Source organism: Streptomyces sp. WMMC940 (assembly GCF_027460265.1).
In the GTDB taxonomy this organism is placed as follows: Bacteria; Actinomycetota; Actinomycetes; order Streptomycetales; family Streptomycetaceae; genus Streptomyces.
This window is the reverse complement of the sequence record NZ_JAPZBC010000001.1, coordinates 304,614-317,045: the sequence shown is the minus strand read 5'-3', so window position 1 is coordinate 317,045 and position 12,432 is coordinate 304,614. Positions and strand designations below refer to the sequence as shown.

The 12,432-nt window shown below is 74.5% G+C and carries 9 protein-coding genes; 4 read left to right on the top strand and 5 right to left on the bottom strand.

All coding sequences use genetic code 11. From position 1 onward, the window contains the following. Nucleotides 1–125 precede the first annotated feature (125 nt). Entirely contained in the window at nucleotides 126–1,505 is a 1,380-nt protein-coding gene (locus tag O7595_RS01470) for an FAD-binding oxidoreductase (RefSeq protein WP_269726885.1), read from the top strand. A 67-nt stretch (nucleotides 1,506–1,572) separates the two neighbouring features. Here O7595_RS01470 and O7595_RS01465 read toward each other — a convergent pair whose 3' ends face one another. Both O7595_RS01465 and O7595_RS01460 read right to left on the bottom strand, forming a co-directional pair. Further along, complete coding sequence (locus tag O7595_RS01465; protein ID WP_269726884.1) at nucleotides 1,573–2,169, bottom strand: dihydrofolate reductase family protein; 597 nt, start codon at nucleotides 2,167–2,169, stop codon at nucleotides 1,573–1,575. A gap of 178 nt (nucleotides 2,170–2,347) precedes the next feature. Continuing rightward, nucleotides 2,348–2,581: a hypothetical protein gene (locus tag O7595_RS01460; RefSeq protein ID WP_093660046.1), complete on the bottom strand. Its 234-nt coding sequence runs from the start codon at nucleotides 2,579–2,581 to the stop codon at nucleotides 2,348–2,350. Nucleotides 2,582–2,935: 354 nt separating this feature from the next. On the opposite strand from O7595_RS01460, the gene O7595_RS01455 reads away from it, so the two are divergent. After that, nucleotides 2,936–4,228 carry an RCC1 domain-containing protein gene (locus O7595_RS01455; RefSeq protein WP_269726883.1) on the top strand — a complete coding sequence of 431 codons (1,293 nt, stop codon included), beginning with the start codon at nucleotides 2,936–2,938 and terminating at the stop codon, nucleotides 4,226–4,228. A gap of 303 nt (nucleotides 4,229–4,531) precedes the next feature. Then, complete coding sequence (locus tag O7595_RS01450; protein WP_269726882.1) at nucleotides 4,532–4,777, top strand: hypothetical protein; 246 nt, start codon at nucleotides 4,532–4,534, stop codon at nucleotides 4,775–4,777. 182 nt (nucleotides 4,778–4,959) lie between these two features. Here the strand turns inward: O7595_RS01450 and O7595_RS01445 are convergent, their stop codons facing one another. Continuing rightward, nucleotides 4,960–6,609, bottom strand: a complete 1,650-nt coding sequence (locus O7595_RS01445) for an FAD-binding oxidoreductase (protein ID WP_269726881.1) — start codon at nucleotides 6,607–6,609, stop codon at nucleotides 4,960–4,962. 58 nt (nucleotides 6,610–6,667) lie between these two features. On the opposite strand from O7595_RS01445, the gene O7595_RS01440 reads away from it, so the two are divergent. Further along, nucleotides 6,668–7,330 (top strand): TetR/AcrR family transcriptional regulator, encoded by a 663-nt coding sequence (locus tag O7595_RS01440; RefSeq protein ID WP_269726880.1) that lies wholly within the window; start codon nucleotides 6,668–6,670, stop codon nucleotides 7,328–7,330. A gap of 178 nt (nucleotides 7,331–7,508) precedes the next feature. Here O7595_RS01440 and O7595_RS01435 read toward each other — a convergent pair whose 3' ends face one another. Together O7595_RS01435 and O7595_RS01430 are read right to left on the bottom strand one after the other, a co-directional pair. Next, a complete protein-coding gene (locus O7595_RS01435; protein WP_269726879.1) occupies nucleotides 7,509–9,122 on the bottom strand; it encodes an FAD-binding oxidoreductase in 1,614 nt (537 codons plus the stop codon). A 392-nt stretch (nucleotides 9,123–9,514) separates the two neighbouring features. Next, complete coding sequence (locus O7595_RS01430; RefSeq protein WP_269726878.1) at nucleotides 9,515–12,352, bottom strand: SpoIIE family protein phosphatase; 2,838 nt, start codon at nucleotides 12,350–12,352, stop codon at nucleotides 9,515–9,517. Nucleotides 12,353–12,432 lie beyond the last annotated feature (80 nt).

Below are 12,432 nucleotides of genomic sequence, written 5' to 3'. Positions count from 1 at the left end.
GAGACGTACCCGCCGCCACGGGCAGCGTTCTCACCGGCCTTACGGAGCACGCCGGTTCCTCGCGGCCCGCACCTCGGCCCCGGCTTCGACCGCAGCCGCACCCGGCGCAAGTCCTGGAGCCCGCGATGCGTGAACAGAGGCAGGCCGGAGCCGTCGAGGGGACCGTCCTCCGGCGGGGCGACGACGGTTACGAAGCAGTTCGCGCCGCGATGGTGTGGAACGGATTGAAACCCGACCGCTTCCCCGAACTCATCGTCCGGGCCGCGTCCGAGCGGGACGTCCCCGCCGCAGTGCGCCTCGCCCGTTCCCTCGGTCTGCGGATCGCCGTACGGTCCGCGGGGCACAGTTGGTGCGGGTCGCCCGTGCGCAACGACGGCATGCTGCTCGACCTCTCCGGCCTCCGCCGCTACGCGATCGATCCGGGGTCCGCGACCGCGTCCGTCCAGCCGGCCGTCACCGGCCGCGAACTGGGCCCGGCGCTCGCCGAGGCGGGCCTGGCGTTTCCGACGGGGCACTGCGGGACGGTCGCCCTCGGCGGATATCTGCTCAGCGGCGGGCTCGGCTGGAACTCCGGCGCGCTCGGCCCGGCCTGCCACAGCGTCGAGGAGATCGAGGCCGTGACCGCGGACGGCGAGACCGTACGGTGCAACGAGCGGGAGAACGCCGATCTGTTCTGGGCCGCGCGAGGTGCCGGCCCGGGCTTCTTCGCCGCCGTCACCCGCTTCCGGCTGCGCCTCCACCCGGCGCCCGGGGCCATCGAGACGACCATGTACGCCTTCCCCCTGGCGGACGTCGAGCCGGTCTGCCAGTGGGCCACCGAGATCTCGCACGAACTCGAACCGTCCGTGGAACTCGCTCTCACCCTGGCCACGGCCGCCCCGTTCATGGCGGACGCGACACCTCGCCCGAAGGTCGTCACGGTCACGGCGACCGCCTTCGCCTCCGACGGCACACACGCCGACGAGGCCCTGCGCCCGCTCGGGAGCTGCCCCTTCGCGGACGGTGCCGTCCACCACCGGGCACCCGAAACCACGTCCTTGGCCGCCCTCCACGGCACCGCCGACGGCCTCTGGCCGTCCGGGCTGCGCTACGCCGCCGACACCCTCTGGTCCGACGCCGACTTCGCCGCCCTCCTCTCCCGGCTCGGCGACGCGATGCGAGAGGCCCCCTCCGAACGGTCCCTCGTCCTCGCTCCGTTCGCCCCGGCCTCCCACGACGGCGACCTGCTGCGCGACATGGCCTTCTCGGTGCTCGGCGAGACCTACGCGGTCCCCTACGCCATCTGGGACGACCCGTCCGGCGACGAAGCCAACATCAGGTGGCTGCGCGACGCGGCGGCCTCCGTGGCACCCCTGGCCACCGGCCACTACATCGCCGAGGCCGACCTCACCGCCCATCCGGCGCGGGCCGAGCGCTCGTTCAGGGCGAACGACTGGGAGCGGCTGCACAACCTCCGGGCCCGCCACGACCCGGAAGGTCTGTTCCACACCTACCTCGCGCCGTGACCAGGCCCCGCTCGCCCACCGGGAGGCCGGGGCGAACGGTCCGCCCGGACGATGCACGGCCGGGACGCTACCCCCCGGCGCCCGGCCGGTAGACGCACACGTGCACACCGGTGCCGCTGGCGATCGTGGAGACCAGCTCCAGAGACCGCTTGCCCCCGTCGCCCGGGAAGATCGTCTTTCCGCCGCCGAGGAGCACCGGCATGATCATCAGTCGGAGTTCGTCGACCAGTCCCTCGGAGATGAGGGTCCGGGCCAGGGTCGGGCTGCCCATCACGACCAGATCGCCGCCCTCGGCGTCCCGCAGATCCCGGATCCGGGCGACGGCCTCGTCACCCGGGATGCGCCGGGTGTTGTGCCACGTCAGTTCGTCCTCGCCGAGCGTCTGCGACACGACGTACTTCGGGAGCGCGTTCATCCGGTCGGCGAACGGGTCCCCGGCCCGCTCCGGCCACGCTCCGGCCATCGTCTGCCAGGTGCGGCGCCCGAACAGCAGCCCCTCGGCGCTCCTGAGCGCCTCGTCGAACGCGCCGCCCACCGTCTCCGGGTCGAAGAACGGGTGCGACCAGCCGCCGTGTGCGAAGCCGCCGTCGGTGTCCTCCTCGGGGCCGCCCGGTGCCTGCACGACGCCGTCCAGGCTGATGAACTCGGTGATCACGATGCGCATGGGAGTGGCTCCTCTTCCTGCTCCGAAGGACTACTTCGATGAAGACGGTGCGCGACGCGGAAAGTCATCGCGCGCCCTCGGCGCACGGGAGTGACATGGAGCACAGTGGACGCGTGGAGCGAGGCGCACGGGGCCTTGCGCCCCCGGCGGAACGTCGACCGCAGCCGCGCGGCGCGGCTCAGGCGTGGTCGGCGAGCTCCGCGACCCCCTTCTGGCGGGCGCAGTGCGCACAGCAGTAGAACTGCCCGTCGGCCTGCAGCCCGTGGCCGAGGATCCGGCACTGGCAGTTCTCGCAGATCGGTGCCATCCGCTGGGCCGCGCACTCGATGCTGTCGAACGTGTGCACCGCTCCCGCGGCGTGCACCTCGAACGACATCTCGTAGTCGTTGCCGCAGACTTCGCACTTGGCCATGGCTGTGCCCTTCGAGCTCTGGGGTGTACGTGCCTGGAACGTAGCGAGCGGCCCGTACCGGACCCCGCCGACACGGACGAACGCACGGCCGACGGGCCTACACGCACCACCCGCCCGGCCCCACCCGGCGCGAGCGGTCCGTGCCCACCGCCACGAGCGCGCGTGCCCGCGAGTCGCGGGGCACACGCCGCACGCCCGGTCCGACGGGTGCGCCCCGCCCGGGCACCGGCAGTCGGGGCCCGCACGTGTCGTGCCCGACGGTACGGGGGCGACTGGTATGCCTGTGACTGGTTTCTTCGGATTTCGTACCGCGGGGGAGGCGGTGGGGCGGGACCGGACGAGAGGGGAAGTGTCATGGGTGAAGCGCATCCGCCGGGCCGCGGTGCCGCAGGACGTACCGGTACGGTGCTGGCCGTCGCACTGGTGGCGACGCTTGTCTGGACGCCCGGCGCCTTGGCCGCCGATCCGTTCGGCAGCGGCTCCGCGCCGTTCGCGCAGGCGTGGGGCGACAACGAGGACGGCCAGCTCGGCACCGGTGACAACGCCGGCAGCACCGTGCCCGTCGCCGTTCCGGAACCGACCGGCATCAGGAGTCTCGTCGCCGGCTTCGCGCACAGCCTGGCACTGCTGCGGGACGGCACGGTGTGGGCGTGGGGTGACAACGACAACGGCCAGCTGGGCGACGGCACCGAGACCGACAGCAACGTCCCCGTCCGGGTCCTGGGCCTCACCGGCGTGAAGGCCGTCGCGGCGGGTGACGACTTCAGCCTCGCTCTGCTGCGGGACGGCACGGTCCGGGCGTGGGGTGACAACGACAACGGCCAGCTGGGCAATGGCACGCTCGCCGACCGTTCCCTCCCCGTCGAGGTGCAGAACCTCGCCGGGGTGAAGGCACTCTCCGGCGGCGACAACCACGCCGCCGCCCTGCTGCGGGACGGCACGGTCCGGGCGTGGGGTGACAACGACAACGGCCAGCTGGGCAACGGCACACTCGACGACAGCACCATCCCCGTCCAGGTGCAGGGCATCACTCGCGCCAGGGCCGTGGCCGCGGGCGGCGACCACAGCCTTGCGGTGGTCAGGGACGGCCGGGTGCTGTCCTGGGGCGACAACTTCTCCGGTCAGCTGGGCAACGGCACCAACATCGACAGCACGACCCCGGTGGAGGTCCGGGCACTCACCGGGGTCAGGGCCGTCGCGGCCGGTCTCGGCCACAGTCTCGCACTGACGGGCGACGGCACCGTGTGGGCCTGGGGCGCCAACGCCTCGGGGCAGCTGGGCAACGGGACCACGACCGACAGCACCATCCCCGTCCGGGTGCGGGGCCTGCGCGGGGTGACGGGCATCTCCACCGCGGAGGACCACAACCTCGCCCTGACGCCCTCCTGCGGCTGCGGCGACGCCGGTGCGCCCAGCCCGTCGTCCTGCCGATGCGCCGACCGGCACGGCGGGCTCCTGGGCCGCGGTGAGGACGACCCCGGCGACGCGACCGGCCTCGGGAACGTCGTCCACGCCTGGGGCGAGAACGGAGAGGGCCGGCTCGGCAACGGGAGTACCGCCGACAGCAGAGTTCCCGTCGTGGTGACCACCACGACGAGCGAGATCGGCCTCATCGCGGCCGGCGGTGAGCACAGCCTGGCGGGCTGAGCGCCCACCGGCACCGGGGTGTAGGCGGCCGTACGGCCGCGTCCGGGACCCCGTCATGGCCGTGTCGGCCTCCCCGGGGAGGCCGACACCATCCCGTTCCGGGCACCATGCCGTTCCGGGCACCATGCCGTTCCGGGCACGATTCCGCTTGGGCACCGCCGGCCCTCCGGGACCGCCGGCCCTCCGGGACCGCCGGCCCTCCGGGACCGCCGGCCCTCCGGGACCGCCGGCCCTCCGGGACCGCCGGCACGTCCCAGGCCCCGACCCGCGGCCCCCGGTGGCCCCGGAGGTAACCTCCCCCGCATGAGCAAGCGTCCCCGTGGTCGTGAATGGCCCCCGCAGGTCGAGGAACTACCGCCCCCCGCCGACCTGACGCATCACGGAGCGCTGCAGATCACCGAGACCGACTGCGAACGCTGCGGCACGCGTCTGTCCGGCCTCAACGGCCGCTACGCGTGCGGGGTGTGCGGATGGACGAACCCGTGGAACGACGGGCACCGCGATCTGCCGAGCGCCGAGGAGGACCCCGACTACCCGCGCCGGCGGTAGCCCGCGGGGCGGGCGGCGAAGCCCTCCGCCGCCCCCGCCGCGGCATCGTGCGCGGCTCGCGCGGCGGCTTCGTCCGCGCAGCCGTCGTCGGACCTGGCCGCCCGCCCGCCCGCTCGGCCCGGTCCGGCGCGGACCGGACCGTCCCCGCAGGGCGTGCCGATGCCGCATCGGCCGAGGGGCCGTCAGACCGGCGTGTTTCCTTCCCGCACCGTGCCGGTCCGATCGGCTGGGTCGAGCAGAACGCCGGGGTTGAGGATCCCCGCCGGGTCCAGGACCTGCTTCGCGGCGCGCAGGGCGAGCGCGAACGGCTCCGGACGCTGGCGGTCGTAGCCGGGCCGATGGTCGCGTCCCACGGCGTGGTGGTGGGTGACGGTCGCGCCGAGATCGCCGAGCACCGCGATCGCGGCCGTCTTGATGTCGTCCCACACGGCGACCTCGCTGCCGCGCCGCGCCGCGGCGATGACGGTGAAGTACGGTGCGGCGCCGTCCGGATAGACGTGCGTCAGACGGCAGTTGACCATGGCCTCGGTGCCCGTCGCCTTCCGCGCGGTGGCGCCGAGTTCGCGACGTACGGTGTCGACGAGCAGCGGGAGCCGGTCCCAGGTGCACGCGGTCTCGAACGTCTCGCTGATCACGCTCATCCGGGCGAGCGCGTCGCGCAGGTACGGCATGCGCAGGAACGCGGACCGCCAGGTTCCAGCCGCCGAGTCGCCGCCCTCCCCGCCGGCGGGAGCCGGTAGGCCGCCGTGGTCCCGGGCGAGCTCGACGAGCTCCGCGAGTCGTCCGCCCACGGGACGATCGGCCGCCTCGACGCCGAGGACGAGCGCGCTCCGGCCACCGTCGGCGACCTGGGCCAGGGCAGCCTCCCCCGGGTCGAGCAGCCGGCAGTTGGCGGGATGCAGCCCGGACTGGGAGATCGCGCGCACCGCGCGCAGTGCCGCGTCGAAGCCGTCGAAGAACACCGTGGCAGAGGCCTTGTGCCGGGGGCGGTCCTGCAGGCGCATCCACGCCTCGGTGATCACTCCCAGGGTTCCCTCGGAACCCAGGAACAGGCGGTCCGGCGACGGACCGGCGCCCGAACCGGGCACTCTCAGCGACTCGTTGACACCCGCCGGGGTCATCACCCGCATCGACTCCACGAGATCGTCGATATGGGTGTGGAGCGTGGCGTAGTGGCCGCCCGCTCGGGTCGCCAGCCAGCCGCCGAGCGTGGAGAACTCGAAGCTCTGCGGGAAGTGGCGCAACGTCAGTCCGTGGGGCCGGAGCCGGTCCTCCAGGGCGGGGCCGAGGACCCCGGCCTGGATCCGTGCCGCACGGCTCACCCGGTCGATCTCCAGCACCCGGTCCAGCCCGGTCAGGTCCATCGACACGACGCCCCGGTGCAGGCCGGCGCGGTACTCGACGCCGCCGACGACCGAACTCCCCGCCCCGTAGGGCACGACGGCCACGTCCGCACCCGACGCCCAGTCCAGGACGTCCGCCACCTCCTGCTCCGAACGGGGACGGGCCACCAGGTCCGGCGCGGGCCGCAGGTCGCGGTACAGGGCACGGACGACGTCGCGGTACGCCTTGCCGTAGGTGTGGCCCGCCCGTTCCTCCGGCGCGTCCGACATGAGGTGCCCGAGCGCGGGCGGAGCGGCGACACGGGACGCGGGCAGGTCGAGGTCGGCGACGCCGGGCACCGGCAGCGGGGTGTCCGCCGCGCCGGGCACCAGGGCTCCGAGAGCCGTGCACTCGCTGTCCGACAGGGCCGCTTCCTCGGTGCCCCAGCCCCACCATGAGCGACGGGGGCGGGGGCCGGCGGACGAGGAGGCGGGGCTGAGGAGATCCATCGATCTTCCCTCTCAGTAATTTACCGCTAGGTAATTTACCGCAACGTATAGTCCTGGCATGGGTACTGCAAGAGGTCCGGCGGCCGCCGGTTCCGGCACGGGGCGCGACGGGCGCGGCGCCGGCACCAAGGGCGTACCGCGCGCCCGCCGGGAGGAACAGATCATCGCCGCGGCGATGGAGGAGTTCGGCCGCGGCGGGCACGCCGGCGCGTCCATGGCGGCGATCGCCCGGCAGGTGGGCGTCACCAAACCGATGCTCTACACCTACTTCGGCTCCAAGGACGGCCTCTACCTGGCGTGCCTGGAACGCGTCGCCGCCCGGCTGCTCGCGGCCATCGAGGACACGATGACCGCCGCCCGGCCGCCCTCGGCCACGGCACTGGCACACGCGGTCCTCACGTCGCTCTTCACCGCCCTGGAGGGCGAACGCCACGCGTGGTTCGTGCTCTACGACCGGACGCTGCCGCCCGGATCGGAACTCCGCTCGGCCGCGCAGCGGCACCGGGCGGCCGTCGACGACCTCGCGGCCGAGGGCACGGCCGCGCTGCTGGGACGCGGGGGCAACACGGATCCGCTGGACGCGGACGCCCTCAAGCACGTCTGGACGGGCACGGTCAGCGCCCTGGTCGGCTGGTGGATCTCCCACCCGGAACAGTCCGCGCGGGACATGAGCGCCCGCTGCGCGCGCCTGCTCTCGGCGGTCCGCGACGACGCGCACTGATCCTCCCGACCGGACGCCACGGTGACGCGTCGCCCCAGGACGCCACGACGGCGGGCCCCGGCACCGCTGCCCGCCGGCGTACCGTCGCCGGCGGGCATCCGCCGGAACCGCCCCGAATGTGCGGCCCACTCCGCCGACGCGGCCCCGGACGGCTTCCCGCCCGGCGGCGCGCCCCGGCTCAGAACGACTGCGGGTGACGGAACAGCCGGCCCGGGTCGTACGCCGCCTTCACCCGGGCCAGCCGTTCGGCGTTGGCGCCGAAGTACGCGCGGCGCCAGTCGCGCAGTTTGGGGTCGGTGTAGTTCTGGTACGCCCGGCCGCTCGCCCACGGCCGCATCGCCGCGTGCGTGCCGTCGAGCCATGCCTGATGGCGGTCGACCGTGGCGGCGGCCGCGTCGTCCGGCCAGGACACGATGTACTGCGCCAGGAACAGCGCGTCGCGATGGACGAAGGCCGTGGCGGCCGGCCCGACCCGTCCCACCGCGCCGCCCAGCGCGTCGAGCGCGACACTGCCCGCGCCGCCCCCGGTGAGAGCGGCCAGCCGCTCCACCCGGCCGAGCAGCGCCCTGACCCCGTCCGCCGGGATGCGCCTGGTGTAGAAGTCCGAGCGTGCGGCGTACGATTCCCGCGCCACGCGTCCCTGCGGGTTGCGGCCGGGCAGTGTGCCCTTCTGATGTGACTGGGCGATGGTGAAGCCCGACACGCCGCCCATCACCTTCATGGCGTCCATGAAGGGGCGGGTGCGCACCGACACCGACGGCGCCGGCGCGCCGACGGCGTCGGCCAGCCGGTCGAGCCGGTTCTCCAGGTCGCCGCGGCCCGTGAGCGCCAGGCCCCCGACCCGCACCGACCCGGGCCTGCCGCCCACCGGAGCGGAGAGATGCAGATTCGCCCAGATACCCTCCGGCGCCGTGGGCGCCCACTTCTGCCACTCGCGCACCACGGCGGCGGCCCGCGACCACGGCCAGCTCAGGAAGAACGTGGTGCACTGCGGCGCCGCGTGGGTGCGCATCCGCAGCTCGGTGACCACGCCGAAGCGGGCGTTGCCACCCCCGCGCAGGGCCCAGAACAGGTCCGGGTCGTGCGCGGCGTCCACCGTGCGTATCCGCCCGTCGGCGGTGACGATCCGGACGCCGACGACACTGTCGCTGGTCAGGCCGTACGCACGGCTGACCACACCGATACCGCCGCCCAGCGCCAGCCCCGACACCCCCACGGTGGGACAGGACCCCGCGGGCACGGTCCGCCCGCGAGCCGTCAACCGGGCGTACACGTCGATGAGTTTGGCCCCCGCGCCGATCGTCGCGGTCGTCCCCGACAGCGAGACGCCGGCCATGCGCTGGACGTCCACGACGAGGCCCGGCCCCGAGGACCATCCCGCGTAGGAGTGGCCGCCGCTGCGCACCGCGACCGGCACCCGGTGACGCTGCGCGAACTCCAGGCAGCCGCGGACGTCCTCCGGCCGGGCGCAGTACGCGACCGCGGCCGGCCGCAGCCCGTCGAAGCGGGGGTTGAACAGCTTGCGGGCGGCGTCGTAGTCACGGTCGCCGGGCCGTACGAGAGACCCGTCGAGCCCACGGGCCAGCGCCGTCCAGTCCCCGGCGCGAGGCGCCCCGGCCGCCCGGGGAGCAGGGACCGCGCGCGGGGGCGCGGCGGACGCCCCCGCCGACCGACTGCCCACCGCCAGCCCCATCCCGGCGGCGATCCCCGCCCCCAGGACGCCGCGCCGGCCCAGCGCCCGCATCCCCTCGCCGTCCGAGCCCGTCCGCTCCCCGTCGCTCCACCGCACCACGCCGCGCCCCTCGCCCTTGCCGTCGTTCGCCGTCCGGTGGGGAGGATGGCGAGCGGGTCGCGGAGGTTCCGCCCGGCGGGACGCGTTCCGCACTCCGGACGAGGCACACAGGGCGGTCCCGGCGCGGGCGCCCCACCATGCCAGGTCCGCGGCCGCCGCGGGCCCGTGACGCGGCGGGTCGCCGCGGGCAGGGGTGCTGCCCGCCCCAGCCGGCGCGTCAACCGACGGAGGCGGCGCGGGCGGTGCCTCGGGCCGGGACCGGGAGGGCGAGCGTCGCCGGGCGCACGGCGGTACCGGGCGGCGGGATGGGGTGCGTGGTCATGACGCCGACGGGCGGCCGCCCCGGGCCCGCACCGCAACGGGGTTTCCGGCGGCTCCCCACCCCGCCGGACTCACATCAGCGTCTGCTCGGTCCAGATGGTCTTGCTGGTCGGGGTGTGCCGGGTGCCCCAGCGCTGGGTGAGCTGGGCGATGAGGTAGAGCCCGCGGCCGTTCTCGTCGTAGGTGTGGGCGTGCCGCAGATGCGGACTGGTGCTGCTGTAGTCGGTGACTTCGGTGGTGAGTGTGGTGTCGGTGTGGATCAGGCGCAGCTGGATCGGTGGCTTTCCGTAGCGGATGGCGTTGGTGACGAGTTCGCTGACGATCAGTTCCGTGATGAAGGTGGCGTCCACGAGTCCCCAGGCGGCGAGTTGCTCGGTCGTGCGGTGACGGGCCTCGATGACGACCGCGGGGTCGTGCGGGAGCGTCCAGGTGGCGACGTGCTGGGGGTGGAGCGTCTTGGTGCGGGCGATGAGGAGGGCGATGTCGTCGGTGGGCGGGTGGGTCAGCAGGGTCGTCAGAATGCGGTCGCACGTGGTCTCGAGGCCGGACGACGGGCGGGCGAGTGCCGTGAACAGCGTGTCCAGGGTCTGGTCGATGTCGGTCTCGCGCGGGTTGAGCAGGCCGTTGGTGTAGAAGGCGAGCAACGTGCCCTCGTCGAGCGTGGTGGTGGTGGTCTCGAAGGGGAGGCCGCCGAGCCCCAGGGGCGGACCCGCGGGGGTGTCGAGGAAGTACACGTCACCGTCGGGGGTGGCGGCGGCCGGTGGTGGGTGACCGGCGCGGGCGTGGGTCAGATCCCGGGAGATCGGATCGTAGATCGCGTACAGGCAGGTGGTGCCGATGCCCGTCGTGGTGTCGTCGGTGGGCGAGGACTCGTCGGTGGACAGATGGAGTACGAGGTCGTCGAGCCGGGTGAGCAGCTCGTCGGGCGGGAGGTCCACATCGGCGAGAGTGCGGACCGCGGTGCGCAGTCGGCCCATGGTGGCGGAGGCCCGGATGCCGTGGCCGACGACGTCGCCGACGACGAGGGCGACGCGCGCGCCGGACAGCGGGATGACGTCGAACCAGTCGCCTCCCACGCCTGCTTCGGTACCGGCGGGCAGATAGCGGGTGGCGATGTCGAGGGCGGGCTGGTCGGGCAGTGCGTGCGGGAGCAGGCTGCGCTGCAGCGTCATGGTGGTGGTGCGTTCGCGGGTGAAGCGGCGGGCGTTGTGGATGCCGGTGGCGGCGCGGTGGGTCAGTTGCTCGGCCAGCTGAAGGTCGTCCGGTGTGAACGGCTGAGGGGTGCGGTTGCGGGTGAACAGCGCCACCCCGAGCGTGGATCCCGCCGTGAGCATGGGTACGGCCATCAGTGTGTGCGTGCCGGCCTCGTCCAGCCGTGCGGCCTCGGGATCGGTGGCCCTCCACTGGACGAGGGACGGGTCGTCCAACCGGTACACGGCGCTGCGGCCCGTCGTCAGGCACCGGGTCAGCGGGGAGTGGGCGGGGTGGGTGACGGGTTCCGGGCCTGCCGACGGCGGAGTGCCCGGCGGATGCGAGCGGTAGGCGGTCCGGCGCAGCGGGAGAGGGCCGGTCGGACGGCTGTGACGAGGGGTTTCGCACAACTCGACGGCAGCGGTGTCCGCGAGCCGGGGCACGGCGGCGTCGGTGAGTTCCTGCGCGGTGCGCTCCAGGTCGAGGGTGGTGCCGATCCCTGCGCCCGGGTCCTCCAGCAGCATCCGCTGCCGGGTGAGGTGGTGTTCGGGCTCCTCGGTACGGGCGTGGGCGGCCAGACACACGGCCCGGACGCCGCCGTCGTCCGTGAGCGGGGTGACGGTGGCCGGGCGGCCCGCCTCGGAGCTGTTGCCCGAGGGGCGCAGCGCCGTGGGTGTGTGCTGCGGCCTGCCGGTCCGGAGTGCCAGGCCCATGGCGTGCTCGGTCTCCTCGCTCACCGGGTCGGGAACGATGTCCGTGAGCCGCAGACCGCGGATCCGGGTCTCGGGGAGTGACAGCGCGCGTTCCATGGCGGAATTGGCGCGCAGCAGCCGCAGGTCGGTGTCGAAGACCGCGAGCATGCACGGGGACTGGGCGAACGCCCACGCCCCCAGAGCCTCGTCGGTGACCGGGCCGGGGAGCGGTGTCCCGCCGGTGTCGGTGCCGGGGTGCGGTGCGGGGGCGGGTGCGTGGGCGTACGGTGTCCCGCCGGTGTCGGTGCCGGGGTGCGGTGCACCGGCCGGGGGGCCTGCGTACGACGCCGCCGCATCGGGTGGGGGCACACCCGCCGGGTCCTCCGGGGCCCGTGCCGCCGCGGCCGGCGCGTCGACGGCCGGTGGCCCGGGAGCGGGCCCGTCGGCGGCGGGCGTCTCGCGGTCCGGCGCCTCGCCGGCCACGGAGCCCGTGGCCTCGACGGCCGGGGCTCCCGCGTCCGGCCGTCCCGCAGGACCGGGTGCCGGTTCCTGCGGGGCCGGGGCGGTGGTGCCGTCCTCCGCCGTGGCGGTGCTGGTCACGAGCCACTCGGTGACGCCGCTGGTGGTGGTCCGGCGGGTGGCGTTCAGCGGGAGTGCGAGGTCGCGGCCGTCCCGATGGCGCAGGGTCAGGGTGCCACCGAGGTCCACCGGCCACGGGGTGCCGGGCGGCCCGACCGGCGCGGCGCCGTGGGCGAGGAGACGGGCGGCGGGCCGTCCCATGATCTCGGCGGGCGCATACCCCAGCAGCCGGCGGGCTCCTTCGCTCCATCCCGTCACGACGCCCTGCTCGCTGATGACCGCGGTGGCGGTGGGAAGGGGACGCCCGGGAACCGGCCCGGCCGGGTCGGGCCGGTCGCCGGGGATCGTGGGGGGCGGCTGGACCGGGTCGGGCCGGTCGCCGGCCGGGGCGGGGGGTGGCTGCGCGGTGCCGGGAGGCTCGCCCGGTGAGGTGGGAAGTCGTTCCATCGCCGCTCATCTCGCCCTTTGCTCGTTGCGCGGCTCCCGCTGCCCGCCAGGGGGAGCTCACGGCGGCTCTCGTCACCAGC

Bases quoted from the DNA above. Each gene is read 5' to 3' on its own strand.
- O7595_RS01460 (WP_093660046.1), bottom strand. From the start codon at position 2,581: ATGGCCAAGTGCGAAGTCTGCGGCAACGACTACGAGATGTCGTTCGAG.
- O7595_RS01430 (WP_269726878.1), bottom strand. From the start codon at position 12,352: ATGGAACGACTTCCCACCTCACCGGGCGAGCCTCCCGGCACCGCGCAG.
- O7595_RS01445 (WP_269726881.1), bottom strand. From the start codon at position 6,609: ATGGATCTCCTCAGCCCCGCCTCCTCGTCCGCCGGCCCCCGCCCCCGT.
- O7595_RS01470 (WP_269726885.1), top strand. From the start codon at position 126: ATGCGTGAACAGAGGCAGGCCGGAGCCGTCGAGGGGACCGTCCTCCGG.
- O7595_RS01455 (WP_269726883.1), top strand. From the start codon at position 2,936: ATGGGTGAAGCGCATCCGCCGGGCCGCGGTGCCGCAGGACGTACCGGT.
- O7595_RS01440 (WP_269726880.1), top strand. From the start codon at position 6,668: ATGGGTACTGCAAGAGGTCCGGCGGCCGCCGGTTCCGGCACGGGGCGC.
- O7595_RS01465 (WP_269726884.1), bottom strand. From the start codon at position 2,169: ATGCGCATCGTGATCACCGAGTTCATCAGCCTGGACGGCGTCGTGCAG.
- O7595_RS01450 (WP_269726882.1), top strand. From the start codon at position 4,532: ATGAGCAAGCGTCCCCGTGGTCGTGAATGGCCCCCGCAGGTCGAGGAA.